This is a genomic window from Methanoculleus sp. (assembly GCF_020696975.1).
GTDB lineage: Archaea > Halobacteriota > Methanomicrobia > Methanomicrobiales > Methanoculleaceae > Methanoculleus.
Genome location: NZ_JAJGBK010000020.1, coordinates 1 through 26,791 on the forward strand (window position 1 = coordinate 1; position 26,791 = coordinate 26,791).

Here is a 26,791-nt window from a genome sequence, read left to right on the forward strand (position 1 = left end):
GGGGCGGGCCCGGGATCTGGAACCGGGTCGGGAGTGGGAGCCGGCACGGTGTTCATGCTCCGGATCCCCGTCACCATCGCCCGTTCCCGGGTCTGGCTCACGTACCGGAACGCCTCATCGGATGTGCCTTTCGTCACCAGCACGATGATTGTGCCGCTGCCGCTTCTCCCGGTCCTCCCCTTTCGCTGGATGCTCCGGATCTCTGAAGGGACGGCCTCGTAAAAGATCACCATATCGGTCGAGGGGACATCGAGCCCTTCCTCGCCCACCGAGGTTGCGATCAGGCACTTGAACTCACCCTCCCGGAACCGGGCGAGGCTCGCGATCTGCTCCTTCTGCGAGAGCCCCCGCTCCGCGTCCCGTGAGGCCTGGCCGACGAACCGCTCGCAGGCGATCCCGCCTGCGGTGAGCGTATCGACGAGCGTCTGAACGGTGTCGCGGTAGGTGGCAAATACGATGATCCGGCTGTCGGGGTGCGCGGCAAGCTGCGCCCGCACCAGCTCGCGGACGATTGAAGCCTTGGGGTGGAGTTCCTCCTTCCAGTTGCCGGCGACCTCGACGAGGTGCTGGTAGGCAGGATCGCCGACGAGGCGTTTGCTTGCCTTGCTCGCTGCGCTCGACGCCCCTTCCGCGCCAAGCCGGGCGAGGTAGAGTTTGAGCGCCTCGCTGCCTTGCGTCTCGGCAAGCGAGATGGCGTGGCGGAGTTTCATGCACTCCGCGTGCAGGGATGCCGCGATGAATGCCGAAGGGTCCCGTGTTCGTATACGCTGCTGGATCTGGGCGTTCAGGGCGTTTAACGCCTTCATCGAGAGTTTGTCAGGTTTCGGGACGCGGAAGTTGAGGTTCGCGAGCCGGGTGAGGCGCGACTCCACGAGTCCCCTGAGAACAACGAGCGCTGCCTGCAGTTCTTCGGGCAGATAGACGTCGACGTACTGGATATCGCGCTCGTGGATGTAGGGGCGAACATCCTCGTCGGTCTCGATCCGTGTCTCGACCGCCTCGATGTGGAGGTTCGTGCAGACCTCCTGCACCTTCATCTGGTCCCCTCCGGGAGAGGCGGTCATCGCGAGCAAGAGGGGCTTTTCTGCCGAGGTGCAGTAGTGCCCGGCAAGGAAGACGTAGGCGTAGTTTCCTACCCCCCGGTGGCACTCGTCCACGACCAGCAGCACGACGTCGGCGAGGCTGTATCTCCCCGCGAGGCAGTCGTTCTTGATCACCTGCGGAGTGGCGAAACAGATCCGGCATGCCGCCCAGGCCCTGGCCCGCTCTTCGGGGGGGGTGTCCCCGGTGAACATCGCAAAATCCGATTCCTGCGGCTCGGAACCTTCCTGGAAGAGCAGGAACTGCTTGAAAAAACGGAGATGCTGCTCAACCAGGGGTTTGGTGGGCGCGAGCATCAGCACCTTTCCCCGGTGGGAAAGGAGGCGGGATGCCGCGACCAGGAGGGCGACGGCCGTCTTCCCGAGGCCGGTCGGGAGGACGACCATCGTATTCGCGTCAAGCGCCCGAAGCGCAATCGAGAGCTGGTATCGCCGCTCCTCAATACTCTGTGGCCGGATCAGCGGGTGGGAGACGTAGTTCATACCCTGATTTCACGCAATGTGGCGGTGCCGGTGATGAGTGCGGAGAGGATCTCCGGCAGCCGCTCGATCGGCACCCGGATCTGCTCCATGCTGTCGCGGTCCCTGACAGTCACAGTGTTGTCCTCAAGCGTATCGTAGTCGACCGTGACGGCAAAGGGTGTCCCTACCTCGTCCTGCCTCCGGTAACGCCGGCCGATAGCCCCGGAATCGTCATACTGGGCGAGTATGCGGCATTTCGTAAGCTGCTCAGTGATCGTCTGCGCGATGGTATCGAGGCCGTCCCGGGTCATAAGCGGGAAGACCGCGACCTGGATCGGTGCGACCGCCGGCGGGAGCCGGAGGACTTTCCGGATCTCGCCCTCGACCTCTTCCTCGGCGTAACTGTGCTCAAGCGCGACGTAGATCATACGGTCGATCCCGTATGACGGCTCGATAACATGGGGCATCACCTCTTCCCCGCGGACCTCCACCTCCTCCTCACGGATCTGGTAGAGGTCGCCGGGGATGAAGAACTCCTCGCCGTCGACGGTGACGCGGGCGCCCTCTTCTCCCGGCTCCGAGGTGGCCAGGGCATCCGCGATTGCCTTCGCCTTGCCGCGGAACCGGGGACCGAGCACGCCCATGTCCGCGACGATCCGCCGCTTCATAACCCGTTTTGGCTCGTCGTAGGGGATGAAGACCGTCATGGAGGTGCCGGAGTGCCCGGCGTGCGACCGCAGATCGTAGTTGGTGCGGTCGGCGATGCCGACGATCTCGACCCACCCGAAGCGGTCGGAGTAGACCTCGGCGTCCCAGCAGTCGGTCGCGTAATGCGCCCGCTCGTCCGTCAGGTGCTGGCGGAACCGGAGTTTTGCCGGGTCCACGCCGATGGCGGTCAGGAGCTGGTGCGTGAGCGCAATGTAGTAGGCAACGTACTCGTTCGCGACGAGGCCCTCGTCCACGGCTGCGCGCATCGTGATCGCGGCCGGCTCCTGGCCGTCAAGCTGCCGCGCGATGGTGAGGAGGGGCACTTCGTACTCTGCGTAACGGTGGAAGGCAGGGTGGTCCTTCTCGTTCGGGTTGACGAAGATCTCGGCCTCTGCCTGGGAGAACTCCCGCAGCCGGATCATGCCCTGGCGGGGGGAGATCTCGTTTCTGTAGGACTTCCCGATCTGGACGGCGCCGAAGGGAAGCTTGTCCCGGTAGAAGCGCAGGAGACGGGGAAAGTCGGTGAAGATGCCCTGGGCGGTCTCGGGACGCAGATAGCCCTTCCGCTGCGATCCCGGACCGATGGTGGTCTCGAACATCAGGTTGAACGCAAAGACCCCCGCCTCACCCAGGCGTTCCTTGCATGAGGGGCAGGGCAGCTCGTAGAGCACTGCCTGGAGCGCCTCCGATGAGAGCGTACCTGCATTCTCGACGCCGTTCTCTTCTGCAATATGATCTGCACGGAGGTATTCGCCGCAGTGCGGGCACTGCACCATCTTATCGGCAAACTCTTTCACATGACCGGATGCGACGAAGATTGCTTCGTTTCCAACTGTGGGGCATTCGATCTCGTAGTAGCCTTCCTGGAAGACGTAGAACGATCGCCAGAGGTTCTCGACGTTCCTCTTCATCATCGCTCCGAGCGGCCCGTAATCGATGAAACCGGCAACAGATCCGTATATCTCGGACGAAGGCCAGACAAAACCACGTCTTCTGGCCACTTCCATGACTTTTTCGTAAATATCGCTCGTCTCCGCCATAGTCCTGCAATATACTTGAGCGCCCGTGCTAATAAAGAATGGTTCTCCTCCTGCAGGAGATCACAAATCTTTTAAAATTGGGCTGAAAGAGGGGACTTTTTTTCCGCAGTCGGTGATATCCCGGAAGATATGGTTACATCCACAAAAATGATCTTTCTCAACTGACAGATTATATGGTAAACTTTAAATGCTAGCGGTTGTAATGTAGGGAACGTTACGCCCCTATGAGGGGATAAGTTATATATACTCTTGGTCGTCATGGATGACCCTCCAGAACCAGACGGTGGAATACAGAATAGAGAGACACGGACATGGCAGAAGATACCCGCAAGCAGCAGCTCCTTGAGCTGTTCACGACCATCACGAACAAGAAGACGATCGTTGAGCCGATGAGGAAGGTTCACGGTACGCTCCGGGATCGGGACGCCGTTGAGCGCGAGATTGCCCTGATCATGCGTGAGATCCTCGATCAGGGATATTTCAAGACCAAACTTGCCCCACGGCAGCTTGCAAGGCTCGTGGTCGCGTACTACGACGGCAAGAACGATACGGAGATCGCGAGGGCGCTCGGTGATGAGAAGCTGAGCAAGACCGTGGCACGTGCCCGGGTCCGGCTCAAACTCTTCAGGGAACTCGACTTCAAGATGCCGTTCGACCAGGGAACGATGACGGAGCTTCTTGATTCGGGAAAGACCATGAAGGAGATCAGCGAGGAACTTGACGTGAGCCCCTCCACACTTCGTGAGTACCGCCATGTGATCGAGCAGCAGAGAGACACCATTCTGGAACCGTACCTGGAACGGATCAGGGATGTGATGGAGGACCGTGACCTCTCCGAACAGATGACCCGTGGTGTCGCGAACGACGGTCTTAGCGAGGCGATCGACATCGCCGAAGCGATTGATATGGGGGAGTTCTAAACTCCCGCTCCACCTTCTGTAGCCCTACTGAACATTTTTTAGTATCGAGAATCGATCTCTTCTCCATGAGGTTGACCTGGCTTGGCCACGCATGTTTCTGTCTTGAAGGATCGCAGACGATTCTCATTGATCCCTTCATCCCGGAGGGTTCGCTCCCCGTGGAGCCCGATATTGTTGCCGTGACGCATGCCCACGCGGATCACATGGGTGTTGCAGTGCAGTTAAAGAAGAAGACGGTTGCCGTCAACGAGGTGGCGAAGTACCTGGCGTCAAAGGGCGTTCCGGCCGAATCGATGAACATCGGCGGCAGCATCACGCTCGACGGCGTCCGGTTCACGATGACGCCCGCGCTCCACTCGTCTTGGCTTGAGGATGAAGGCATGGGCTTTTACGGCGGCACCGCAGCAGGGTTCGTCATCACGATGGACGGTATCCGCGTCTATCACGCCGGTGATACGGCGCTTTTTTCGGATATGCAGCTCGTTCGGGATCTCTACCGGCCGGACGTGGCGCTCCTACCCGTCGGCGGCCGCTTCACGATGGGGATCGAGGAGGCGATGATCGCGGCCCGGTACATCGGAGCGCGGCTGGCAATCCCGATGCACTATGATACGTTCCCCGCCATCCAGCAGGATGTCCAGGCCTTCAAGCAGGCCCTTGAGCGGACGACGCCGATCAAGGTCAGGATTCTCGCCCCTGGCGAGAGCATCGAGCTCGGTCCTGAAGTATCAGAGGAGTGAGGGCCGGGAGCCCTTCCTACTCCGGCCTTCCCTGGAGCACCTGAGCGGGCGGAGTCACGGTGAGCGTATGCCAGACAGTTTTCCAGCAGTCCCGGCCGGGTCTCCGCTGGATCCTGCACAAGGTATATGTGGTCTCAAGCACGGAGTGGAGCCTCACCGGCACCCGGTGAGAATACCCACTATGAGGTGATGGGAGTGGAAGAGAAGATGTTTACCCCCGGCGGCATAGAGCGTCTCCAGGCCACAAGCGATCGGGAGAACGTCCCGTATCCCCGCGGGGACGGGAAGGTCAAACTGGTGAACTCCGGCTGGCTGGCTGACCACCTCGACGATAGCAACCTGACGATCATCGACGTCCAGCCGGATGTTCACGATTACATTCAGGAGCATATCCCCGGTGCTGTCTACCTGACCGAAGGGGTCCTGCGGGTATCCAACCGCGGCTTTCCAACCGCATACAGCCCGAACGCCTGTATCCAGGAATCGTTCCGGCGTGCGGGCCTTGAGGCTGGCTCTCCGGCCGTCGTCTATACCTCCAAAGGCGCATTCTCCGGCCGGGGCGACGGGCTTGCACAGACGATGATGGCCTATACCCTGGCAAAGTACGGGCACGACACCGTGTATCTCCTCGATGGGGGGCTTGATGCATGGAAGAGTGAAGGTCTTGAGCTCTCGCAGGAATACCCCACTGTTGAGCCGTCCAGTTTTGTCGTCGGGGTTCGCGACGACTACTCCATCGGCTACGAGGAGTTCCTGCGGGTCAAGGACAACGATGACGTAATTGTGCTCGACGCACGTCCGAAAAATGTCTACGAGGGGCGGGGACCCTGGCGGGTGGCGGGGCATATCCCCGGTGCTATCAGCCTGCCCTGGAGAAGCCTGATGGATGACGGGAACCCGGCGCGGTTCCGATCGAACGATGAACTCGATATGATCCTCGAAGATCACGGCGTCGATCGGAGCAAGACCGTCATCTGTACGTGCGGGACCGGTCGGGAGGCTACAAATGAGTTCGTCCTCTTAAAGTGGCTCTACCTCTACCCGAACGTCCGGCTCTATGAGGGTTCGTTCACGGAATGGGTTACACGCCCGGATAGTCCGGTCGTAGAAGGACCGGAACCACGAGAACGGAGAGTAGAGACGGCCCCCGCACGGTAGTCGGTGAGCGACCGGGCAACCGGTCAAAACCTTTATTTCACCTCAATCGGAAATGGAAATTTATAAATATTTGTCAGTACTAAATGGACCTAGAGAGATCTGGGTCCACGCAAGACACTTCCCCCCTTGACGTCGTCTTTTCGTGTATCCTCTTCTCTCTAAACCGCATTTATTCTGAAATTGATCTGACCGCCAGGCAGGTCTTCCTCTCCGCGCTTTGCCACCCTCGCAATCGACATCTCTCACGCATACCGACCGCTGAGTTCTCTTCGCATGTCGCGGCATACGCCGTCCATACCCGGATGGTGGTGCTCCTCGGCTTCGCGGACCATTGCTTGAGTTAAGATCCGGCCCGTGACGGCAGATCACCTGTATCTGCGTCGCATGCAGACATGCCGCAACATATCCCGGTGAAGATGCCGCGTATATATACTCGCACCGTAGATCGGGGTAGACCATACGCCTCTGCCGAATGTATATACCCTAACGGCGTCAACGCCTACTGATTCATGGAGATCAGAAAGATCCAGATCACCGGAGGCTCGTCGTACATCGTATCCCTGCCAAAACAGTGGATCAAGTCTGAGAATATCCAGAAGAACGATCCTGTGGGGCTGATTGTGCAGCCTGACGGTTCGCTCCTGATCACCCCGAAGATAGGCAGAGAGTCGATACAGCGGACCCGGGTCTTTGAGGTCGGGGCCACAACGGACCGCCCTTACCTTCTTCGCCTCCTTGTCGGGGCATACATCGCGGGATTCACGACTATCCGCCTAGAATCGAAGGAACGGCTGTCACCGTTCATCCGACAGCTGGTCAGGGAGTTCACGCAGATGGCGATCGGGCAGGAAGTGGTCGGAGAGACGGATACCTCGGTGACAATCAGAGATCTCCTCAACCCTGCCGAGATGCCGTTTGAGAACACCATCAAAAGGATGCATCTTTTGGCGCGGGGCATGCAGCAGGACGCGATGACCGCCATACGAGGAAGGGATGCGGCTCTCGCAAAGGACGTCGTCGTGCGGGATACGGAAGTGGACCGGCTGCACTGGCTCGTTGCGCGGCAGGATAATCTTATCCTGACCGATGCCATGCTCTCGCGCCGGATGAACATCCTGCCAAACCAGGCGGCGCATTACTTGCAGGTCAGCAGGATCATCGAGCGGATAGCTGACCACGCTACCCGGGTGGCGCAGAACGCTCCTGCCCTGATCGACCGCGAGATCGAGGCGGCGATGCTCGACCTCATGGACGAGGCGAGCACACTTGCCCTCGAGATCTTCTCGCGGAGCATGGAAGCGTTCCATACAGGCGATATCAGGAAGGCAAACGAGACGCTCCAGACGGTGCGCGACCTCGAGGAGAAGACCCGGGAGATCAATGCCCGGGCGCTCCGGTTGGAAGCGGTGGCGGCGATCCTCCTGGTGCAGATCGCAGAGAGTATCCGGCGGATCGGAGAATACTCCGGGGACATCTCCGAGAGCGTCATCAACTACGCCGTGGGAGAGGGAATCTGAGGGGCCCGGGTGATCCCTTTTTTTTGAGTGGACCGCAAATCCTCTCAGGACGCACTCTCTTGCTGGTACTTCCATGGGCACCTTCATTTCGCTCTTCGTTCTCATCATCGTCTTCCTCCTGATCGCGGTCCGAAAGGTGGGGAGCATTACCTTCCGCATCTGGCATGTGATGGCCCTTGGTGCGATCGCCGTCCTGGTGACGGGAGCGATCACCCCGGAGGATGCGCTTGCATCCATCAACCTTGACGTGATGCTCTTCCTCTTCTTCATGTTCGTGATCGGAGAGGCGCTCGCCAAGAGCGGCTACCTCTACCATCTCTCCCATCATCTCTTTGCCCGGGCAGAATCCGTCCGGCACCTGGTCCTTCTCATCCTCATCGGCGGCGGCGCACTCTCTGCGCTCCTGATGAACGATACGCTCGCGGTTGTCGGCACCCCCCTGATGCTCTACTTTGCCCGGCGGCACGGCATCTCCCCGAAACTTCTGCTTTTCGCACTCGCGTTTGCAGTCACGACGGGAAGCGTTGCAAGCCCCATCGGGAACCCACAGAACCTTCTTGTCGCGCTCGCGGGCGGTATCGAGAACCCGTTTATCACATTCCCTCTCTACCTGGCCATCCCCACGGTGATCTCTCTTCTGCTCGCTTTCTGGTTTCTCTGCCGGGCGTTCCCGGGTGACCTTAACGCCACCGCCCCGCTGGTTCACCGCGAGGAGGAGATCCTTGACCCTGCCCTTGCAGCCCTCGCCCGCCTCTCGCTCATCCTGCTCGTTCTCCTGATCGGGGCTAAAATCGTTGCGGCCATGCTTATCCCCGATCTCGATATCCGGCTGACATGGATCGCGGTCGTTGCGGCGCTTCCGGTCCTTCTTGGAAGCAGGCGGCGGATTGAGATCCTTTGTCGGATCGACTGGCCGACGCTGGCCTTCTTCGCCGGCCTCTTCGTCCTTATGGCGAGCGTCTGGCAGTCCGGGTTCTTCCAGCCGCTCATCGAGGGGAGTTCCCTGGACCTCACCGCCGTCCCGGTCATTGTTGTGATGGGCGTCATTATCTCCCAGTCTGTATCGAACGTTCCCTTCGTTGCCCTCTCCCTCCCCGTCCTCTCACATCTCGGGACCTCCACGGTGAGCATGATGGCGCTTGCGGCCGGCAGCACCATCGCCGGGAATATGCTGATCCTCGGGGCGGCAAGCAACGTCATCATCATCCAGGGTGCGGAGAAGGGCGGCGAGACGCTGACGTTCTGGGAGTTCGCCCGGATCGGCATCCCGCTCACGCTTGCCCAGGCGGCGGTCTACGTGCTCTTCCTCTCCCTCCTCCCGGCATGAGGGGTTCAGGGGCGGGAGGACTCCATAGACCCCGGTTCCGCCCCGAGGTTCAGGTAGATTGAGCCGAACCTGACCGAAGCGACGGCGGCATGCTCGAAGGGCGGGGCAAAAACCTCGAGCACCTGCCCTCTGTGGTGCGTCTCTTCGGCAATCCCAAGGGCGAGGACGAAGTTCTCGGGGTCGTTGAAGGAGACCAGCCTTCCGGCGACCTCGCGCGGGTTCTTCATGTCGGGTAATCTGCCCTGGAGCCCGAGCCCGGAAAGCGGGATCTCCTGCCGCCTGCCTTCAGCAAAATACGCCGCGAAACACTCTTCGCGGTAGCGCCGCCGGCCGATTGCAGTCCGTGCGACGGCCGCAGATGCTACGGGGATCCGGTGGATCACCATCGCGGGGTGCCGGGAAAAGTTCGCAAGAAGTCGTTCGAGTTCCCGGCCGTGCTGGAGGGCGACGATGCGGGTAGGAAGGAGGAGATCGATCATCTGAACCTGGAACTCGATCCCCGCCCCGCCATAGATGATCCCGGGTGAGTCGATGACGGTGACGCCGGCCGAGAGTTCGGCAGCTCTCTCGGCAAGGCGCTTTGCCCCTGTCAGCATCTGGATGAAGTGGCCGCCTGGAGAGGTTGAACCGACGAACCGGAGATAGGGCCGGCCGGGCGGTTCCGGCGTGCCGGGATAGAGGATCATCCCCTCGGTCGTCGGCGGACCGATCCGGGACTGCCCGGTGTCGCAGTCGACGTATGCTGTCCGCGTATGCGCTGCAGTCCTCTCGACGAGGTAGCGGCAGAACGTTGACTTCCCGCTGTCCGTCGCCCCGATAACGTATACGCGCTCGGGGGTGTCCGCCCGCAAAAGCGCCGCGGCGAGTTCCTCCCATCCTTTCCCGATGCTGATCATAAGGCCTCTTACGAGGGTATTATGGCTCATAGTTATAGTGCCTGACGTAACATTCTCGGAACCCTGTCCCCCGGATCCCTGCTGCCTGCAGGTGCTGGAGAGAGGCTTTATCTGGAGTGCCTGCCACTCGCAGGCATGAACGGAACGGCAGCCACCACAGAACCGGTGCCTGCGGCCCTCGGCAGGACGTTTCCCACCCTTATGGGCACGTCTCTCTCCGGCAGGGTCGTCACCCTTCCCGACGATGCAGAAGGCGATCTCTCGCTCATCGTCCTCGTCTTTCTCGAGTCCGCATGGCCGATGACGGAGTCATGGAGCGGCCCCTTTGCCGGGGCGTTCACGGAAAACCCCCGGGTGACGACCTACCTGGTATCGGTCGTCGGCGACGGCCTCATCGGGAGGTCTCTTGCAGAGCGTATCCACGAGGGGCTGCGGGGCAGTGTCCCCCTCGCGAAGCACAACCTGGTGCTGACCGTCCCCGGGGACTTCGAGCGGTGCCGGCGGGCCTACGGGATCGACGATCCCTCCCTCGCCTACATCTACCTCGTGGACGAAGATGGCATCATCCGCTGGATGGAGAGAGGGACCACCACGCCGGAGGGGCTTCGTGGTCTGCTGGATACGGCACAGACAATGCTCGAACCGCTCCTGGAGTGATGCGCGGCGCACCCCGGGGACTACTTCTCGGGGTGCCGCGGCATGACGGCCGCGATGAGAGCAAGCAGGGGGCCGATCACGATCCCGGCCCAGGTGGCGAGACCCAGGAGACCGAGCGCTGCCATGCCGACCCGCTCCCCGGCTCCGATCCGCGCCCGCAAGGCCACCCGAAGTGCCCCGATCCCGAGGAGGATGGGTATGAGCGCGAGGAGAAGGGTCAGGAGGAGGGCGGCGCCGGGGTCCGTTTCCACGGCCGCAATAGCCGTCTGCAGCAGCGTCATGCCGCCGCTCCCGATGAAGAGGAGGCCTGCGGCCGCCCCGAGGAGAGCGAAGGGGGAGAGCGGCCGGTGCCGCCGGAGTAGCAGCCCGACTCCTGCGGCGAGGACGGCGATCATCGGTGCGAGGATCAGAAGGAGAGGCTGCCCCTCGTGACGGTGGATGATCACGGCGTCGATCGGGATCCGGATCCACTCAACAACGGTGTAGGTCTCGACAGAACCGAGCGCAAGAGCATAGTTCCCTCCCTCCCCCGGGGTGTAGACCGCGAGGGTGTAGTCCCCGGTTGCCGGTGCGGGCATATCGATCCGGGCGAGTGGATAGACTCTCGACGGCGTAAACGGCTCATACTCCGGTTGTCCGGGGAGTCTCCCCGGCACTGCCAGCGCACCGGCGCCCTCCGGGACCCCGACGTCCTGCGGGACCCTGCCCGAACTCTCGATGCCCGGTCCCGCGAGCACCATCCCGGGCGCAAACTCTCCCGCATGCGTGACCTGGAGCGTTGCGTGTATCCTCTCCCCTTCCTCCATGTGAAACCGGTAGTACCGGGCTGCAACCCCCCCGGGCAATGTATCGTAGATCACCCACGACTTTTCAGGGTCCTCGATGACGAACGCCGCACCCGGCGAGGACCCGTCCCGGGCGAAGAGGGGGACGTGGGCAAGAGCAGGTGTTGCGGTGAGGAGCATGGCGAGAAGAGCGACGGTCACCAGACGGGAGCCGGGTACCATGCTACCCTCCCGGGCTCCGGGGGTCCATAATGGTTCCGCACCCCCGGGTATCCGACCCTCCCCGGGCACCGTCCGGGCCCAAAAAAAATTACATTAGAGGTTCTTTAAGGCAACAATATCAGTCACGCCGGTCAGTTTCCAGATGTTCGAGCGCTCCTCGGAGGCAATCGACTCGAGCGGTTCTTCGGGTTTATGGCCCAGCGCCGCAAGGATATTCTGTGAGAGGTTGTGCGCCCTGATCATACTCACGAACTTCTCCCTGATGATCTTCTTCTCGATCGCATCCTCAAGTTGCACCAGGTAGCCCTGCATGGTCACGAAGGTATAGCAGGAAAGATCGCTTGAATACTTCTCGATCTCGACGGAGACATACGGGTGCTGCCGGAAGAGGTCGTTCTTTCTGCCGTACTTGGTCGCCAGGAAGTAGAGAAACTTTCCGTCGAAGACGTACAGGAACGGGGCGATATAGGGATACTTAGCACCCTGGAATGCAATGCGACTGATAAATCCTTCTTCAATGAGTTTGTCGTACTCCGTTTTATCCATATTTGGAATCTTCACAATCTCCATCGGTATCCTCATATTCCGGTAACCTGCGAGGGTTCATATATGTTTCCACAGGAGGTCGGACTTTCTCTCAAGAACGAGAAAAACTCCGAAAATCCAGAGGCTTATGAAAATTGCCACTTTAGTGCCGGGAAGATGGACTGCATGCTTTCCCGGGAGAGGTCTCCCTTTCTCTCTCCCATAATCCCCTACCCTGATCCGGGTGGTTTGGGCAGGTTTCTCCTCAACTCCCGCTCCTGGCCCCGGCCCCCTGAAGCAGTATCCCTGCTGGCGGGTATGCCGGCCGTGGCTGGCGGAGATCTGACGGCACCGGAAACGGTTTCACCGGAGAGCCTCTTTTTCTAAATGAATAATATAATAATATTTATATTCTGTCACCAAAAGAAAAATGGGCATGAGCAAGCCCTATGCGAACGCTCTAATTCTCCTTGGAATTGCCGTATCCACGGCATTCTTCCTCCTGGTGCCAGCCGTTGCCAGCCCCGTGCAAGGGCTCGCGGCGCTGAAATCCGGTGAGTTGCTCCAGTCCCCGCTCAGCGATCTTCTGTCGGCGGAAGTGGGGTTTGGATCTTCCGGCCTTCCATATGATGAGGGTGCCCCTGACCTGACCGCCGATACCGAGCCGGTAGCATCTGCTGAACCGGAGAATCCCAGCCAGCCCGCCGATCCGGTTTCCAGGGCCGACGCGCCTGCGGGTGGGGCCGGCAGTGACGACGAAGAACTGGCAGGGTTAATCGACGCCAACAGCGTCCCCCTGGTGAGACTCTCGATGGAGCATGCCCATGCTCTCTACCTGCAGGATGCGGGTGCCGCCTCTGCCGCAGCGGGCGACCTGCATGCGCTCTCTGACAGGCTTCTTGACGAGGTGCAGCCGCTTCAGGTCTCCCCGGAACAGCAGCCCGTCAAGGATGAGTTCGTCCGGTCGCTCCTGGCCTACTCATCGGCAAGCGAGACGCTTGTCAACTCAACGGATGCCGGGACAGATTCTGTCCAGACTGCCTTCAGGGATCTGGATATAGCGTCGGAAAGCCTTGAGACGGTGAGCCAGCAGGCTGTCGAGGTGCAACCGGCCAGCATGGGTCTCTCCACGATGAGCGCCACCAGCCTGGCGGCAGATGCGCCCGCGGTTCTAGCCGAGACCTACCCGGTCCCGGTCGCACCGCCAGAGGAGGCATTGCCCCTTGGCGAGCGCTACACCTACGACGACCCATCAGGTGAGAACATGGTATCGCTGATCGCGGCGTCCACCCGGAACGCAACAGCATTCGAGGAGGTCTCGATCAACGCGACCCCGGTCCCGACCAACGCGTCTCCGGCAAGAGTCGAGGCCGGTGATGGGCGAATGTTCCTCCTTGTCGCCATCCAGTCGACCAATCTCGGGCACAAGGGTGACTCTGACCTCTACACCATCGAGACTCCCGGACGGGAGGCGTTCACCCTCGAGTATCAGGGAGTGACGTTTGAATCCCTTGAGGTCCCGCCCTTCACCTCGCTTGGAGAGTCGTCCGGCAAAAAGCCGCTCGAGCGGTATGAGTCCACGGACGGCTACCTCTACTTTGATGTCCCTGCCACCTTTGATGTCTCCGGTGCGATCCTCAGGGCGGATCTCGGGGATGCCGGAACTCCTGCCTGGGATCTCGGGAGAGAACTCGGTGAGGAGCCCGACGATGCGGTTGCGGTCTAACCCGCACCACCCTTTTTTCTGCCGTTAAAGGGAGAGCAGTTCCACGTCCCGGGTCACCGTATCCAGCACGGCGATGGTGGGCCTGCCGGTCAGGTAACCGCAGGCCTCTCCGGGATTAACGACCAGCGTCCCCCCCAGGGTTCGGACCTCCGTCTGGTGGGTATGGCCGTGAACCACAACGTCGAAGGCCTTCCGCCCGATGAGCGCCTGCAGGAGTTCCCGATCATCGCCATGCAGCAGCCCGATCGTCATACCGCCGGCGGTGACCGCAGCAAACCCTCCCCGGAGGTCGAGGTGCTCGTGCTCGGCAAACCGTGCAGAAAGGAGATGGTGGTCTCCGTCGTTATTCCCGAGAACTCCAATCATGGGCGATTGCAGGTCGGCAAACCGGGGAATGACAAACGGTGAGACATAATCCCCCGCGTGAAGCGTCAGGTCTACCCGCTCGCTGTTCAGCTGCCTTATGGCCGCATCCACTACCTGGAGATTGTCATGGGTGTCGGAGAGGATCCCGATGCGCATATGCATCTCCTGACCGCCATCACCATATAATTGACTGTGGGCCTTCTGCATGACCGTCTGCCGGGCGCTCCGGGAGGTAGGCTCCCGGCTTTCCAGTACGCGCTTTCTGGCACAATATCTCCAGGATATCCCGAAGATTCCAGTATTTCCGGGTTTTTTGATCGAAAATTTTTATTCATCGATTGTCTGATACTGGAATAGGAGTCTGCTCTCAAGGCTGCACCGGGTCTGAGGCTTGATCCGGGCCCGGTGCATCGAGAGCCTGGAAGTAATTGATGGAGATACAACATGTGGGCGTATGTCAAACGTTCTGACGGCAAAACAGAAGAGCGAGAGTTTCCTGCAGGGGTGTATATCGAGATCGGCGATATCCTTGAGGACGGCTCGGTTATCATCGATCTCCCGTATACTGACGATCTCGATGACGATGCGGAATCCCCGGACCTCTATGACGACTGAGACTGGCGGCAGAGTGCGGGAGGGCGCCGTCCCTCCGGACTATCGCCGGAACGGGCCGGCAGCACGGCGCATCGGCTGAACGTTTGCCCCTTCCATCTCACCAAGGGCAAACGCGAACCTTGACCGGATGGTCGGGGGAAGGTCGCTTTCTGGAATTGATACAAAGCCGTATGCTCCGTAGAACCCGACAAGGTTCCGGACCGAGTGCATGTACAGGGTATCATGCTGGCACGCCTCGACGAGTGCATCCATTGCCCTCCGGGCGTATCCTCTTCCCCGGAACCGGAGCGGAGTGAAGACGCCGTCAACCTCGTAGCCGTCCGGGTGCCGCCGGCACCGGGCGACAGAGACGAGGGTCCCGTCCGCGAAGACCCCGAATACCCGGTCCGTCTCCGGATCCGCCTTCAACTGGTGATAGTCAAGCCAGATCTCCTCGGCGAGAGGGAACTCCTCCCTTCGCAGTTCCCGGGTTTCTATCTTGAGGCTAATCGGGATTGCCAGCACCAGCACCGGTGACCTTACGCATCCTGCGACCGCACTCGTGACGCTCCCGAGCGGGGCGCTCCCTGCGGCATCGCGTTTTCCGATGCGCGGGATGACGACTGCGGAGGCGTTGATCTCGTCTGCTACGGCACAGATGGTCCGTGCCGGGTCTCCGGTCCGCACCAGCACGTGGACCTCACGTTCTGTGGGTAAGAGGTCCTTACGGAGGAGAGCGAGCCGGTCGCCTGCTTCCTGCTCCGTCCCGGCATGCCCCGGTTCGATGACGTGCAGGAGCACCGCTGTTCCGTCTCCCGCACGATCTTTCAGGACAGAACGGACCTCCGGCGCCGTTGCCATAAGATCGGTCGGCACCAGCAGGTTTTCAAAGAGCGGCGGCCTGCCCCCTCCTGATTGCGGAACGATCAGGAGATGCACGAGCCGGGTGTCCCGGAGCACGGCGGCCGCGACGTTCCCGGAGAAGAGGTTTCGGAGCAGACCCTGATCCCGGACCCCCATCGCGATCAGGCCGGTGCCCGTATCAGCGGCTGCCCGGAGTATCCTCTCCGGGACATCCGTCCCGTCGTCTTCCGCGACCACGACCGTTACCATGAGGCCCTGCTGCTGCATTGATTCCTGCATCCGGCGGATCAGGCTCTCGTCGGGTGGAGGACCGGCCGATCGCCGGGCGTGAAAGAGAACGACCTCGCGGAGACCCGGGATCTCGGTGATTCGCTCTGTCATGACCATGGAGGCGGCAGAGAAGTCTGTCGGAATGAGCACTTTCGTGAACACCACTCTCACCTCAGACTATCCGGTAACCCTCCGGCGGTACATGGATCACGAACGTCGCCCCCTCACCGGGTGTCCCCGTCTCCCGGATTGTCATGCCGGTGATGGAGAGGATCTCCCGAACAAGGAAGAGCCCGAGCCCGCCGCCGGCGCCGATGCCGTACGCAAAGATCTTCTCTTTCTCCGTCTCGGGAATGCCCACACCGTCATCTTCGACGTAGATCGAGAGCCCGTCATCCCGGATCTGGTAGGTGATGACGATCTTTGAAACGGTCTTCCCGTGGCGGACAGCGTTCTCGATCAGGTTGGAGAAGACCTGATCGAGCATCGGGTCGGCGAAGACCTCGAGCCGCTCCACCCAGGAGCGGACCGAGATCCCGGGGAGCAGCAGGCGTGACGTCACATCCTGGATTACCCTCTGCAGGGGCTGCCAGCCCGGTGGCTGGAGACCGAGGTCCTGGTAGTCCCGGGTGATCTCCGCGCGGCGCTGCACGAGCCGGGCGTCCTCGGAGAGGCTGTCCAGGTACCGGCGAACGGCGGGGTCATCGAACTGCTGCTTTCCCTCGGTTATCCGGGCAAGGAGCCCCGAGACCGCTGCCATCAGGTCGTTCCGGGTGAGGCGCCCCAGCATGTTCAGTCTGGTGTTAGCCTCACGGAGCGCGTCTTCAGCGTTCTTCCGGGCGGTGATATCGATGATGGTCAGGACGACCCGTCCACCGGGGAGCCGGCCTCCTGATATGAGCACCTGCACGGCAGCCCCGTTGACGTTCCGGAGGGTCGTCTCATACCCGTACACAGCCTCATCCCGATCAATCCTCGCCTTGAACTCGTCCCGGGTTTCGGGATCGTCGAGGAACCGGGTGACGGGCTCTCCGATCATGTCGCGTATCGTGGAGCCGAGGAGGGTGGCACCCACGTAGTTAACCTCCTCGATGCGCGGCCCGGCCTCGTCCGGTGCAATGATGAACGTCCCCGCCTCCGAGTGATCGAAGATACCACGGTAGCGTTCTTCCTGTTCCCGCAACCGGCGAGAGAGGAGTGATACGACGGCGCCGATGGCGACGAAGACTGCCACCCGCGAGAAGACGGCGACGAGCAGTTCTGTTCCTCCCCGGGCGAAGGGCAGGGTCATCACCAGGTATCCCGAGCTCAGAACGAGTGAGAAGACGATGCCGTGGCGGGGAAACCAGTAGGCGGCAAGCACGATTGGAAGGTACATCAGGTGCGGAAGGACGGTCGTGATGCCGGTCAAAAGTCCGACGGCGTTTGCGGCGAAGACGATAATGACTGATGCCGCAAGCAGGAGGAGGCGGGCATCATCTCCTGCCATTCTCGCGGACCGGCGCTGCCAGGGGATCAGACTCTTCGCCCCCCGTTGTAGATTCGGGGTGCAAACGGCCTTTGGGTGGTCCTGACCGGAGATGCTGCTCTACGGCATGTTCTCTGCATGGTTCCTATAAGGCGCTTTGGTTTCCGGGCCTTAAAATAGATCTGATCGCCGGGGCGGCGTATCCGGCGCCGGTGCTCTCCGTCCGCTCCTGCCGCGGGGGATCGAGGCCATGCAAAGGCATATGCCTCCCGTTCTGCTAAATACTGATCAGGGAAACCCATGAAGATCTCACTCCTCCAGGTGAACACGGTTGTCGGTGATCTCGCCGGCAATGCCGACCGGATAGCGGCCGGCGTCGCGGAGGCGTCTCGTTACCGGCCGGACCTGATAGTCACCCCGGAGCTCTCCCTCCCCGGCTGCCCGCCCCGGGACCTGCTTCTTCAGACGGGATTCATTAGGAGGAGTCTCGCTGTTCTGGACGACCTGGCTGCCGATCTCTCCGGAGCGCCACCGGTGCTTGTCGGTTTTCCGGAGCCAAACCTCTCCGGCACCGGCAGACCGCTCTTCAACGCTGCCGCTCTCCTCCGGGATGGGGAGGTGGGGGAGATATTCCGAAAAACCTGCCTCTCGACGGGTGTCCTCGATGATGGCAGCTATTTTGAGCCGGCGGCCGGGGACTCCCGTATCCTCCGCCTCGGCGGGAAGGTGGTCGGGGTCTCTATCGGGGAGGAGGTCTGGCGCGGCGGCCCGGTGCCGGAGGTGATCGTGAACCTCTCCGTATCGCCGTTTGCCGCAGGTGTCCAGCGCCTGCGGGAGGAGACGCTCTCCCGGGTCGCGAAGGACCATCACGTCGCAATCGCTATGGTCAACCTCGTCGGCGGCAACGACGACCTGGTCTTTGATGGCCGGAGTTCGGCCTTCAGTGCCGACGGGGCCCTGGTAGCCCGCGGTGCGGCATTCGCTGAAGATATCGTGAACGTCAATCTCGCCGTCCCCGCTCCGCAGAGAGTCACTCCCGACGACCCGATGCCCGAATCGGAGATCTGGCGGGCGCTGGTGCTCGGCACCCGCGACTATGTCCATAAGTGCGGCTTTGAGTCGGTCCACCTCGGGCTCTCCGGGGGGATTGACTCCTCGCTCGTAGCCGCAGTCGCCACCCGGGCGCTCGGCCCGGAGAACGTCCTCGGTGTGCTCCTCCCCTCCCCCTACACCTCCCTAGAAAGCATCGAGGATGCCCGGGAACTTGCAGAGAATCTCGGTATTCGGATAGAGTGCATCCCCATCACCCCGATGATGGAGGCGTTTAACGGGGCCCTTCGGGATATCTTTGCCGGCAGGCCCCACGACACCACCGAGGAGAACCTGCAGGCCAGGATCCGGGGGGCGGTCCTGATGGCCCTCTCGAACAAGTTCTGTTCCATGCTCCTCTCCACCGGGAACAAGTCGGAGGCCGCGGTCGGCTACTGCACCCTGTATGGGGATATGGCGGGGGGGCTCTCCGTGATCGCCGACGTCCCGAAGGGGATGGTCTACCGTATCAGCCGGTGGCTGAACAGGGAGCGCCCCATCATCCCCGAACGGGTACTGACGAAACCCCCCTCTGCGGAGCTCCGGCCCGGCCAGATTGACCAGGAAAGCCTCCCCCCCTACGACCTCCTCGACGCGATCCTCTACCGTCACATTGACCGTTATGAGTCGCCCGAAGAGATCATCGCCGCTGGATACCCTGCGGCAACCGTCAATCAGGTCCTCCGGATGGTCCGATCGGCGGAGTTCAAGCGCCGGCAGGCTCCCCCCGCGCTCAGGGTGACCGGGCGGGCCTTCGGCACCGACTGGCATATGCCGATCGCCGCGAGGCCCTGGTGGCGCTGATGACAACACCCCTCACCGCCGACCTGCTCGATATCTATGGCGCCCTCTCTGCGGCCTTCGGCCACCAGCACTGGTGGCCGGCAGAGACGGCGTTTGAGACGATGATAGGCGCGATCCTCGCCCAGAACGTCTCCTGGACGAACGCGGCGCAGGCTGTCCGTAACCTCGAAGGCGCCGGGATGCTTGACCCGCACCTGCTTGCCGCCGCCGATGCCGCCGATATCGCCCGTCTGATCATCCCTTCACGGTACTACAACCAGAAGGCGGAGCGGATCCGGGAGTTTTCCCGGGTCTACGTCACGGAGTTTGGCGCCGATCCTGCGGTGATGGCGGCCGTCGAGACCGGGGCCCTGCGCGAGCGCCTGCTCGCCCTCCGGGGTCTCGGGAAGGAGACGGTGGACTCCATACTGCTGTATGCCTGCAAAAAGCCGGTCTTCGTCGTCGACGCCTACACCCGGCGGATATTCTCGCGTTACGGCCTCCTGCCTGAGGAGGCGTCTTATGACCGGACGCAGCTCCTCTTCTCGGAGAACCTCGCTCCTGATGTGGAACTCTTCAACGATTACCACGCGCAGATCGTTCGTCTGGGAAACAACGTCTGCAAAAAGTCCCCGCTCTGTGATCGCTGTCCCATCCGGGAGGTCCGCGGCTCGCTTCGGTGCGCCGGCGCCCGGGCGTGACGATACGATCACTTTTTTCGGTAGATGTTCAGCCCGATCTTGATCTCCTCGTGCTCCGGCACCGAGACGTTACCTTCGGTTGAGGCGATCGTTATCGACTTTCCGCTCTTTGATTCGCCGAACTCTCTTTTGAGGTCCACGCGTATGGTGAGGATGTCTCCCTCGACTGCCATATCGATGTTCTTCATGCTTATCAATCGCATGCCCGGAAAGATATGCACTTTGATCGGTCAGGCAGGTGTATATGCGGTTGCCGGGGTGGTCGGGAAAGAGCCGGCCGAACGATGCGGTGGCAAAGCAATCTGGCCTTACGCTGAACCCGCGCCCACGGGCAGACCCGGGCGGGTGACGATTATTGAGGCCGGTCCCACTGGAGCCACGATCCGGCTATTACGGGTTAAGTAGCTCTGATTCACCTTAACCAAGAAAGCAATCATTAAATAATTGGCTCTCATTCCCTTAATTTAGGTATGACAGGCAAAATCAAGCGTATGATTGATATAATCATCGAGAAACGGTCGAACGGAAACGAAGTATTAAAGAACACGACCCGGACAAAGTTGATCATCAAGGGGTACAATCCGGATCGCTGGACATTGCAGTCCGAGGACGACCCGGCAAAGATTGCAGAACTCAAGCAGATCGCCCGCGATATGGGCATTGAGCTCTAGGAGGTTTTTTATGAGTGTTACTACCGCTTCTACAACGGCATCATCGATCGAACAGGCTGTCGACGATATTAGAGAGCAGTGCAACGGAATCTCCCCAAAGATGGTGCTCTTCTTTGCCTCCTCACGGTATGATCCGGTGTTGATCAGCAGAGCGATGCATGACGCCTTTTCGGAGGCGCAGGTCCTCGGCTGCTCGACTGCCGGGGAGATCATCAGCGGCCGGGTCATGAAAGACTCGATCGTGGCGATGGCGTTCGACGAGCGCACCATCGAAGGTATTGCATGCAGTCTCGTCTCCGACGTCACCTCCCCGGATTCGCTTGCAGATGCAGTCCGGGAGCTTGAAGACGAGATCGGTACCCCGCTTGACGAACTCGATTTCCAGCAATACGTGGGAATCATTCTGATCGACGGGTTGAGCGGTTCGGAGGAGCGGGTGATGGACAGGCTCGGGGATCTCACCGACGTGACGTTCATCGGCGGATCTGCAGGTGACGATCTCAAGTTCCAATCAACCCACGTCTACCTGGACGGGAAGGCATACACCAACGCGGCCGTGCTTGCCCTTTTAAAGCCCGTCGGCGAGTTCGATATCATCAAGACCCAGAGTTTCAAACCCCTGGAGATCACCCTTGTGCCGACAAAAGTGAACGAAGATCGCCGGGAGGTCATGGAATTCAACGACATGCCCGCACCCCTCGCCTACGCCCGGGCGCTCGGTGTCTCCGTCGAGGAAGCGCCAAAGAGGTTCATGCACAACCCTGTCGGGCTCGTGACCGGCGATGACTTCTTCGTCCGGAGTCCCCGGCAGATCGAAGGCGACAGCATCCTCTTCTACTGCATGGTCAAGGAAGGGATGGAACTCGCGCTGCTGGAGTCGACGGACATCGTCGCGGACACCAGGAGAGCCGTCGACGAGAAGGTCCGACAACTGGGCGGGGCCTCTGCCCTCATCAACTTCCACTGTATCCTGCGGGCGCTGGAACTCGAGGAGAAGGGGCAGGATGGGGCATATGGCTCGCTCTTCACTGATATCCCGACGATCGGGTTCTCCACCTACGGCGAGGAGTACATCGGGCATATCAACCAGACCTCGACGATGTTGATCTTCAAATAACCTCTTTTTGGACAATAACAAACACTATCCCGGTTCTCAGCCAACAGCGTAATAGCAGTATCGGGTTTTGTGACGCAATGGATGCAAAACATAGTGTTCTTGAGAAATTCTTTGGATATACGTCATTCCTCCCCCACCAGGAGGGGATCATCGATGCCGTCCTTTCCGGGCGGGACGTCCTTGCCGTCATGGCGACTGGGGGTGGGAAGTCCCTCTGCTACCAGCTCCCGGCCCTGGTCTTCGGAGGGCTTACGGTCGTTGTCTCGCCGCTCATCGCCCTGATGAAGGACCAGGTCGACAGCCTCCGGGCAAACGGCGTCCCGGCGGCGACGATCAACAGTTCACTTGGCTACGGGGAACGGCGGATCATCGAACGGGTGATCCTCGAAGGCCGTATCCGGATCCTCTACGTCTCTCCCGAGCGGGCCGTCCAGCCGTTCTTTCTCTCGCTTCTCTCACAGGCAAACGTCCGGCTCATCGCGATCGACGAGGCGCACTGCATCTCCATGTGGGGGCACAACTTCCGGCCCGAATACCGCCGGCTCCGGGTGCTCAAGGAGCGGTTTCCCGCGGTTCCCGTCATCGCCCTGACCGCGACAGCCATCCCCACCGTCCAGGACGACATCGCGGGCGAGCTCGCTCTCTCGAACCCGGCCCGGTTCGTCGGGAGTTTCAACCGCAAAAACCTCACCTACCGGGTGGTGCCGAAGGCCCACTACTTCCAGAGGCTTGTTGCCTACTTAAGCGAGCACCGGGACGATGCCGGTATCATCTACTGCTTCTCGCAGAAGGCAACGGAAGACCTCGCGGCAAAACTCCAGAGCAAAGGCTTCTCAGCCCTCCCCTACCATGCCGGCCTTTCTGATGCCGTTCGTGCGGAGCACCAGGAGGCCTTCTCCCACGGCGACGCCACGATCATCTGCGCCACCGTCGCCTTCGGCATGGGCATCGATAAGCCCGACGTCCGGTTCGTCATTCATACTGACCTCCCGAAGGATCTCGAGTCCTACTACCAGGAGACCGGCAGAGCGGGCAGAGACGGGGAGCCGGCCGACTGCATCCTCTTCTACAGCCGGGGCGACTACGGCACGATCAGGTATCTCATCGAGAAGGAGTGCGCCGATGCGGGTCATAAGGACGTCGCCTACCGTAAAGCAGGGGCGATGCTCGACTACTGCGAGACGACCGGATGCCGGAGGAAGTTCCTGCTCACCTACTTCGGCGAGGCCTATTCAGAGGAGCGGTGCGGGGGGTGCGACCGGTGCGAGACGCCGGTGAAGGTCTTTGACGGGACGGCTGTTGCGTCCACGATCATTGCCTGCACACGTGAGGTAGGTGAGCGGTTCGGGGCAGGCTACATCGCCGACGTGCTGACCGGGTCGAGGAGCGGAAGGATCCGCGAGAACGGGCACGACACCCTCCCCGCCTATAACTCCGGTGGGGGCTACACCCGCGACCAGTGGCTGCTCTTCATCCAGGATATGGTCCAAAGAGGGTTCATCACATCGACCGGTGGCCGCTACCCGGTCCTCGTGTTAAACGATCGGAGCCGGGCTGTCCTTGCAGGTGATCTTGTGGTCCCGCTCACAGAACCGCAGCCGGAGGGTATCCTCGCCCCGGAAGTCGAGGACGACTACGACGAGGCTCTTTTCGCGAGGCTCCGCCGGCTCCGGAAGATCCTCGCCGACCTCGATCACGTGCCGCCGTTCGTCGTCTTCCCCGACCGTAGCCTCAAGGAGATGGCGAAGCGCTATCCCCGCACCGGTGTCGAGTTCCTCCGGATCCACGGCGTCAGCGAGGCGAAACTGCAACGCTACGGCAGGAAATTCCTCGATGCCATCGATAAGCACTGTACCGAGCAGGGGATCGGATCGAACCGCCGTTGCTGATGAGTTCTGATCCGGGTTCAAATTCCGGTACGGTGCCGCCGATCATTCTCAACTCGATGCGTTAATGAGCATGGAGCACCAATGCGAAATGTATCGGCACTATGCGGCTCATATCATGGAACGTGGATCTCTTCCGCTCCGGTTTAAAGAGCGTGGAGAAGAAAGTTGAAGCAGTCTGCCAGCACTCGCCGGATATCGTCGCCTTCCAGGAGGTGACGGACCGGGCTCTGCCGCTTTTCCGGGAGGAACTGGAGAATTACGGGTTGATCTACTCCGTTGACAGCCTTGCCCTGGTGGAGATTGCGCGGGTGGCCTACATGGCCGAGCGGTTGAACGAGCTCCGCGCGAGAAACGCGAACGATCCTTTCCAGTTCGCGTACAGCGTCTCCCGGCTCTCGGAGCAGTGCTCGCCGGCCGGCGAAGCAAAGGACTTCGGATGCCTGATAGCCAGCAGGTATCCCCTGACCCCCCTTAACCCGCTCGACTTCGACATCCCGTGGAAGCAGCGGGCGGTCTCTGCCGTCATCAGCGCACCCAGAGGCGAGTTCGAACTCCACAACGTCCACGTGCCCACGGCGATAGGTGGCCGGAGGAACGAGATCGTCAAGGCAGAGACGCTGGTCGGGATATACCGGCGCCTTGCCGCGAGGTCCATGAGACCGCGGATCCTCTGCGGAGACCTTCACATCCCGGAGGCGGAACTCTCCGACGGGACAGTCGTTCCCTTCTACAAGGATATCCTCCCGAACGAGAACTATACCACTGGGGTCTCCGAGACTGACGAGTATCTCGGCCGCCCGAGAAAGTGGTGGTACAACGCTGAGATGAATGTCCTTTCCGGCCTTGAAGAGTACGACCTCCCCGACATCTTCCGGAAGCTGCACGGTTACCGGGCGAGGGAGTACAGCTGGTGTCCTGACCGCGGGCCCGAGGACGTCCCGAAGTGCAAGCGCTACGATCACATCTTTGGGTCCATGCGCCTGAACCCGACGGCATGCTGGTACCTGCATGACCTGCGAGGGCAGGGATTGAGCGACCACTCCGCCGTCGTGGCGGACTTTGAGCCGTGATTGTCCGGCGCCTGAAACCCCCCGCCCCCTTCTGCCGGCACCTTACCCGATCCGATCCCGGGTATGCCTGGACGATCGGTCCTGGCGCACTCTGCCCCGTACGAGCGGCATGGCGTTGGGTCACAGCCCCGGGGGCTGCTACCGGAGCCGTTTTCCAGCAGGAGACTTATAAACCTGCAGTTGAGAGAATATAGTGGTGAAGACTGATGGTTGCACTTACTGAAGAGATGAAGATGGCGTTTCGGACGATGAAGGCCTTCCCGGTCGCCACGGCCTCAAAGGACGGGTGGCCGAACGTGGTGCCGATCGGGTTCGTCGAGCTCGTCGATGATGAGACGATCTGGATTGCGGACAACTTCATGAAGAAGACGCTGGCAAACGTCCAGGAGAACCCGAAGGTCTCCATCTACGTCTGGGGGCCCGAGACGAAGGGCTGCTTCCAGGTCAAGGGCGACGTCGAGATCAGGACCAGCGGGCCGGAGTTTGAGAAGATGCAGTTTACCGTCCACTCGAAGATGGCGAAGGCTCCGGCAAAGAGTCTCCTCATCATGAAGATCCGCGAGGTCTACGAGTGTTCTCCCGGCGCAAAGGCCGGGGAGAAGATCCTTTAACTTTTTTCTGCGGGATCTCTGTCGGGATCTGCCATGGGCAGTATCCACGGCCTTCTCCCAGGTTCTCTTGTGCCGCAGGCGACTACCCACCCACAGATTTCCGTTGGCTATTGCCACTGGGGGAGGCGGATCGCGGGGAGGGGGGAGCATCCCCCTCCCCTATCTCCACTCCTAAACTGATGTCTACAACCCCACCCCACCCGGCCTTCGGCCTCCTCAGTCGCACCTAGCGGTGCTCAAACTCCTGCCGTTCCGGCAGTCGCAACTCGCACCTGCGGTGCTCGAACTCTGCTCCTCGAAACCCTGCGGGTTTCTCGAACTCCGTCCTTTCAGGACGTCGTTCTCCGGAGCATCGTTCCCCACACCTCGGGGCGGGGGCAGTGCATGGCGATATCCCCACGGTCCACTGTACGGGACTTTTCACGAACCCAAACGGTTCTGGCGATCACCTAAAGAGGCCAGGATCAACCAACCATCTTCCATACGTTCGCGCACCGCCTCGTGGATAGCCCGCCTCCCGGTTCCGCACATTTTTCCCGCACCGGAGCCAACGCTTCATCCGGAAACGGTGAAAAATGAAGATTACTGCAGTTGTGGGAAGCCCACGGGGGATGAGAAGCAGGACAAGAAGGCTTGCAGGCTTCGTGCTTGCCGGGGCCAAAGACGCCGGGGCCGAGGTCGACATCATCGAGATCGCCGATCTGCGGATCACCCCCTGCACGGCCTGCGAGAGCTGCAGCCTGGACGGGAAGTGCGTCTTTGCCGACGATCTCTCCGTCGCATACGACCGGATGCTGGATGCCGACGGGCTGGTGCTCGCCTCGCCGGTCTACGTCGACAGCGTCAGCGGCCAGATGAAGATCTTCATCGACCGGCTGGCGGACGCGATGCACTACCAGGCCTTCGCCGGGAAATACGGCTGCAGTGTGGCGACCACCGGGGTCTCGGGAGGCGACGCGGTCGCCGGCTACCTGAACCACGTGCTCAACTACTTCGGGGTGACGACGGTCGGGGGGATGAGCGTCGCACTCGATGACGATGCGGAGGCGCTCGACCGGGCGGAAGACGCGGCACGCGAGCTCGGGAGGCGGCTCGTCCGCGCCATCGACGAACGGCCGCAGTACCCGGACCAGGAGGCCGAGATGGCAGAGAACCGGGAGTACTTTGCCGGTATAGTGCGGACGAACCGCGACTGGCGGCCGGACGAATACGAGCGGTGGGTCCGGGCGGGCTGGATCAGGGAGGAGTGAGACGGCGGCTGTGATGATCTCAAGCACTATCGTTATCGAGTTCACGAGTCTGAGCGTCGCGGTGGTGGAGTGTTTTGGGCATAGGCGAACTCAAAAACCTCGCGGCCCCGGAAGAGCGTGTGGCCGTAGCGCCAAACTACGTAGCTGCTATAGGGAAAGAAGAAGACGAGCGACATGAAGATTATTGAAACTTTCAGATTGTTCTTGAAGTTGTCCCAAAACGCTGTTGCCGGAAGAGGGACACCTTCGCGCCTGATGGTGCTCG

The 26,791-nt window shown here is 61.0% G+C and carries 26 protein-coding genes; 17 read left to right on the forward strand and 9 right to left on the reverse strand.

What is annotated here, in order from left to right; all coding sequences use genetic code 11:
- Positions 1-1,583 (reverse strand): DEAD/DEAH box helicase (locus QZ650_RS05060; RefSeq protein WP_292522472.1); only part of this gene is annotated, 1,583 nt, incomplete at its 3' end.
- Positions 1,580-3,310 carry a glycine--tRNA ligase gene (gene glyS, locus QZ650_RS05065; RefSeq protein WP_292520787.1) on the reverse strand — a complete coding sequence of 577 codons (1,731 nt, stop codon included), beginning with the start codon at positions 3,308-3,310 and terminating at the stop codon, positions 1,580-1,582. The genes QZ650_RS05060 and glyS, both read right to left, overlap by 4 nt.
- A gap of 311 nt (positions 3,311-3,621) precedes the next feature.
- On the opposite strand from glyS, the gene QZ650_RS05070 reads away from it, so the two are divergent.
- From QZ650_RS05070 to QZ650_RS05090, 5 genes are all read left to right on the forward strand, one after another.
- Complete coding sequence (locus QZ650_RS05070; protein ID WP_292520785.1) at positions 3,622-4,230, forward strand: response regulator receiver protein; 609 nt, start codon at positions 3,622-3,624, stop codon at positions 4,228-4,230.
- A 65-nt stretch (positions 4,231-4,295) separates the two neighbouring features.
- Positions 4,296-4,970, forward strand: coding sequence for a metal-dependent hydrolase (locus tag QZ650_RS05075; RefSeq protein WP_292520783.1), 675 nt, complete (start codon positions 4,296-4,298; stop codon positions 4,968-4,970).
- 189 nt (positions 4,971-5,159) lie between these two features.
- Complete coding sequence (locus QZ650_RS05080) at positions 5,160-6,128, forward strand: sulfurtransferase (protein ID WP_292520782.1); 969 nt, start codon at positions 5,160-5,162, stop codon at positions 6,126-6,128.
- A gap of 509 nt (positions 6,129-6,637) precedes the next feature.
- Positions 6,638-7,645 carry a phosphate uptake regulator PhoU gene (locus QZ650_RS05085; RefSeq protein WP_292520780.1) on the forward strand — a complete coding sequence of 336 codons (1,008 nt, stop codon included), beginning with the start codon at positions 6,638-6,640 and terminating at the stop codon, positions 7,643-7,645.
- Positions 7,646-7,718: 73 nt separating this feature from the next.
- Positions 7,719-8,972 (forward strand): SLC13 family permease, encoded by a 1,254-nt coding sequence (locus QZ650_RS05090; RefSeq protein ID WP_292520778.1) that lies wholly within the window; start codon positions 7,719-7,721, stop codon positions 8,970-8,972.
- Between the two features lie 5 nt (positions 8,973-8,977).
- Here the strand turns inward: QZ650_RS05090 and QZ650_RS05095 are convergent, their stop codons facing one another.
- Positions 8,978-9,898, reverse strand: a complete 921-nt coding sequence (locus QZ650_RS05095; RefSeq protein WP_292520776.1) for a polynucleotide 5'-hydroxyl-kinase — start codon at positions 9,896-9,898, stop codon at positions 8,978-8,980.
- A gap of 105 nt (positions 9,899-10,003) precedes the next feature.
- On the opposite strand from QZ650_RS05095, the gene QZ650_RS05100 reads away from it, so the two are divergent.
- Positions 10,004-10,525: a hypothetical protein gene (locus QZ650_RS05100; RefSeq protein WP_292520774.1), complete on the forward strand. Its 522-nt coding sequence runs from the start codon at positions 10,004-10,006 to the stop codon at positions 10,523-10,525.
- 20 nt (positions 10,526-10,545) lie between these two features.
- Here QZ650_RS05100 and QZ650_RS05105 read toward each other — a convergent pair whose 3' ends face one another.
- Together QZ650_RS05105 and QZ650_RS05110 are read right to left on the reverse strand one after the other, a co-directional pair.
- A complete protein-coding gene (locus QZ650_RS05105) occupies positions 10,546-11,532 on the reverse strand; it encodes a hypothetical protein (protein ID WP_292520772.1) in 987 nt (328 codons plus the stop codon).
- Between the two features lie 93 nt (positions 11,533-11,625).
- Entirely contained in the window at positions 11,626-12,102 is a 477-nt protein-coding gene (locus QZ650_RS05110; protein WP_292520851.1) for a pyridoxamine 5'-phosphate oxidase family protein, read from the reverse strand.
- 39 nt (positions 12,103-12,141) lie between these two features.
- Here QZ650_RS05110 and QZ650_RS05115 point away from each other — a divergent pair, with 39 nt between their 5' ends.
- Positions 12,142-12,444 carry a hypothetical protein gene (locus QZ650_RS05115; RefSeq protein ID WP_292520770.1) on the forward strand — a complete coding sequence of 101 codons (303 nt, stop codon included), beginning with the start codon at positions 12,142-12,144 and terminating at the stop codon, positions 12,442-12,444.
- 49 nt (positions 12,445-12,493) lie between these two features.
- Positions 12,494-13,783, forward strand: coding sequence for a hypothetical protein (locus tag QZ650_RS05120; RefSeq protein ID WP_292520768.1), 1,290 nt, complete (start codon positions 12,494-12,496; stop codon positions 13,781-13,783).
- A gap of 24 nt (positions 13,784-13,807) precedes the next feature.
- On the opposite strand, the gene QZ650_RS05125 is transcribed toward QZ650_RS05120, so the two are convergent.
- On the reverse strand, positions 13,808-14,305 hold the full coding sequence (locus tag QZ650_RS05125; RefSeq protein WP_292520765.1) for a metallophosphoesterase: 498 nt from the start codon (positions 14,303-14,305) through the stop codon (positions 13,808-13,810).
- 288 nt (positions 14,306-14,593) lie between these two features.
- On the opposite strand from QZ650_RS05125, the gene QZ650_RS05130 reads away from it, so the two are divergent.
- Positions 14,594-14,764 carry a hypothetical protein gene (locus QZ650_RS05130; protein ID WP_292520764.1) on the forward strand — a complete coding sequence of 57 codons (171 nt, stop codon included), beginning with the start codon at positions 14,594-14,596 and terminating at the stop codon, positions 14,762-14,764.
- A gap of 39 nt (positions 14,765-14,803) precedes the next feature.
- Here QZ650_RS05130 and QZ650_RS11870 read toward each other — a convergent pair whose 3' ends face one another.
- On the reverse strand, positions 14,804-16,039 hold the full coding sequence (locus QZ650_RS11870; RefSeq protein WP_366829858.1) for a GNAT family N-acetyltransferase: 1,236 nt from the start codon (positions 16,037-16,039) through the stop codon (positions 14,804-14,806).
- 10 nt (positions 16,040-16,049) lie between these two features.
- Positions 16,050-17,366: an ATP-binding protein gene (locus QZ650_RS05145; protein WP_292520762.1), complete on the reverse strand. Its 1,317-nt coding sequence runs from the start codon at positions 17,364-17,366 to the stop codon at positions 16,050-16,052.
- A gap of 279 nt (positions 17,367-17,645) precedes the next feature.
- Here QZ650_RS05145 and QZ650_RS05150 point away from each other — a divergent pair, with 279 nt between their 5' ends.
- Both QZ650_RS05150 and QZ650_RS05155 read left to right on the forward strand, forming a co-directional pair.
- A complete protein-coding gene (locus tag QZ650_RS05150) occupies positions 17,646-19,238 on the forward strand; it encodes an NAD+ synthase (RefSeq protein WP_292520760.1) in 1,593 nt (530 codons plus the stop codon).
- Positions 19,238-19,918 (forward strand): endonuclease III domain-containing protein, encoded by a 681-nt coding sequence (locus QZ650_RS05155; RefSeq protein ID WP_292520757.1) that lies wholly within the window; start codon positions 19,238-19,240, stop codon positions 19,916-19,918. Before QZ650_RS05150 ends, QZ650_RS05155 begins: the two co-directional genes overlap by 1 nt.
- An 8-nt stretch (positions 19,919-19,926) precedes the next feature.
- On the opposite strand, the gene QZ650_RS05160 is transcribed toward QZ650_RS05155, so the two are convergent.
- Positions 19,927-20,106 carry a hypothetical protein gene (locus tag QZ650_RS05160; protein ID WP_292520755.1) on the reverse strand — a complete coding sequence of 60 codons (180 nt, stop codon included), beginning with the start codon at positions 20,104-20,106 and terminating at the stop codon, positions 19,927-19,929.
- 282 nt (positions 20,107-20,388) lie between these two features.
- Between QZ650_RS05160 and QZ650_RS05165 the strand changes: the two genes are divergently transcribed.
- From QZ650_RS05165 to QZ650_RS05190, 6 genes are all read left to right on the forward strand, one after another.
- On the forward strand, positions 20,389-20,589 hold the full coding sequence (locus QZ650_RS05165) for a hypothetical protein (RefSeq protein WP_292522473.1): 201 nt from the start codon (positions 20,389-20,391) through the stop codon (positions 20,587-20,589).
- A 10-nt stretch (positions 20,590-20,599) separates the two neighbouring features.
- Positions 20,600-21,706 (forward strand): FIST N-terminal domain-containing protein, encoded by a 1,107-nt coding sequence (locus QZ650_RS05170; RefSeq protein ID WP_292520751.1) that lies wholly within the window; start codon positions 20,600-20,602, stop codon positions 21,704-21,706.
- Between the two features lie 77 nt (positions 21,707-21,783).
- Complete coding sequence (gene recQ / locus QZ650_RS05175) at positions 21,784-23,595, forward strand: DNA helicase RecQ (RefSeq protein ID WP_292520750.1); 1,812 nt, start codon at positions 21,784-21,786, stop codon at positions 23,593-23,595.
- Positions 23,596-23,696: 101 nt separating this feature from the next.
- Entirely contained in the window at positions 23,697-24,665 is a 969-nt protein-coding gene (locus tag QZ650_RS05180) for an endonuclease/exonuclease/phosphatase family protein (protein ID WP_292520748.1), read from the forward strand.
- A 206-nt stretch (positions 24,666-24,871) separates the two neighbouring features.
- A complete protein-coding gene (locus tag QZ650_RS05185; protein ID WP_292520746.1) occupies positions 24,872-25,276 on the forward strand; it encodes a pyridoxamine 5'-phosphate oxidase family protein in 405 nt (134 codons plus the stop codon).
- A 575-nt stretch (positions 25,277-25,851) separates the two neighbouring features.
- Positions 25,852-26,526 (forward strand): flavodoxin family protein, encoded by a 675-nt coding sequence (locus tag QZ650_RS05190; protein ID WP_292520744.1) that lies wholly within the window; start codon positions 25,852-25,854, stop codon positions 26,524-26,526.
- The last annotated feature ends 265 nt before the right edge of the window (positions 26,527-26,791 follow it).

Coding starts and splice junctions, on each gene's coding strand:
- QZ650_RS05115 (WP_292520770.1), top strand. CDS start 12,142: ATGTTTCCACAGGAGGTCGGACTTTCTCTCAAGAACGAGAAAAACTCC.
- QZ650_RS05165 (WP_292522473.1), top strand. CDS start 20,389: ATGACAGGCAAAATCAAGCGTATGATTGATATAATCATCGAGAAACGG.
- QZ650_RS05085 (WP_292520780.1), top strand. CDS start 6,638: ATGGAGATCAGAAAGATCCAGATCACCGGAGGCTCGTCGTACATCGTA.
- QZ650_RS05170 (WP_292520751.1), top strand. CDS start 20,600: ATGAGTGTTACTACCGCTTCTACAACGGCATCATCGATCGAACAGGCT.
- QZ650_RS05120 (WP_292520768.1), top strand. CDS start 12,494: ATGAGCAAGCCCTATGCGAACGCTCTAATTCTCCTTGGAATTGCCGTA.
- QZ650_RS05105 (WP_292520772.1), bottom strand. CDS start 11,532: ATGGTACCCGGCTCCCGTCTGGTGACCGTCGCTCTTCTCGCCATGCTC.
- QZ650_RS05155 (WP_292520757.1), top strand. CDS start 19,238: ATGACAACACCCCTCACCGCCGACCTGCTCGATATCTATGGCGCCCTC.
- QZ650_RS05160 (WP_292520755.1), bottom strand. CDS start 20,106: ATGAAGAACATCGATATGGCAGTCGAGGGAGACATCCTCACCATACGC.
- glyS (WP_292520787.1), bottom strand. CDS start 3,310: ATGGCGGAGACGAGCGATATTTACGAAAAAGTCATGGAAGTGGCCAGA.
- QZ650_RS05110 (WP_292520851.1), bottom strand. CDS start 12,102: ATGGAGATTGTGAAGATTCCAAATATGGATAAAACGGAGTACGACAAA.
- QZ650_RS05190 (WP_292520744.1), top strand. CDS start 25,852: ATGAAGATTACTGCAGTTGTGGGAAGCCCACGGGGGATGAGAAGCAGG.
- QZ650_RS05090 (WP_292520778.1), top strand. CDS start 7,719: ATGGGCACCTTCATTTCGCTCTTCGTTCTCATCATCGTCTTCCTCCTG.
- QZ650_RS05150 (WP_292520760.1), top strand. CDS start 17,646: ATGAAGATCTCACTCCTCCAGGTGAACACGGTTGTCGGTGATCTCGCC.
- QZ650_RS05095 (WP_292520776.1), bottom strand. CDS start 9,898: ATGAGCCATAATACCCTCGTAAGAGGCCTTATGATCAGCATCGGGAAA.
- QZ650_RS05185 (WP_292520746.1), top strand. CDS start 24,872: ATGGTTGCACTTACTGAAGAGATGAAGATGGCGTTTCGGACGATGAAG.
- QZ650_RS05180 (WP_292520748.1), top strand. CDS start 23,697: ATGCGGCTCATATCATGGAACGTGGATCTCTTCCGCTCCGGTTTAAAG.
- QZ650_RS05070 (WP_292520785.1), top strand. CDS start 3,622: ATGGCAGAAGATACCCGCAAGCAGCAGCTCCTTGAGCTGTTCACGACC.
- QZ650_RS05130 (WP_292520764.1), top strand. CDS start 14,594: ATGTGGGCGTATGTCAAACGTTCTGACGGCAAAACAGAAGAGCGAGAG.
- QZ650_RS05080 (WP_292520782.1), top strand. CDS start 5,160: ATGGGAGTGGAAGAGAAGATGTTTACCCCCGGCGGCATAGAGCGTCTC.
- QZ650_RS05075 (WP_292520783.1), top strand. CDS start 4,296: ATGAGGTTGACCTGGCTTGGCCACGCATGTTTCTGTCTTGAAGGATCG.
- QZ650_RS05145 (WP_292520762.1), bottom strand. CDS start 17,366: ATGGCAGGAGATGATGCCCGCCTCCTCCTGCTTGCGGCATCAGTCATT.
- recQ (WP_292520750.1), top strand. CDS start 21,784: ATGGATGCAAAACATAGTGTTCTTGAGAAATTCTTTGGATATACGTCA.
- QZ650_RS05100 (WP_292520774.1), top strand. CDS start 10,004: ATGAACGGAACGGCAGCCACCACAGAACCGGTGCCTGCGGCCCTCGGC.
- QZ650_RS05125 (WP_292520765.1), bottom strand. CDS start 14,305: ATGCGCATCGGGATCCTCTCCGACACCCATGACAATCTCCAGGTAGTG.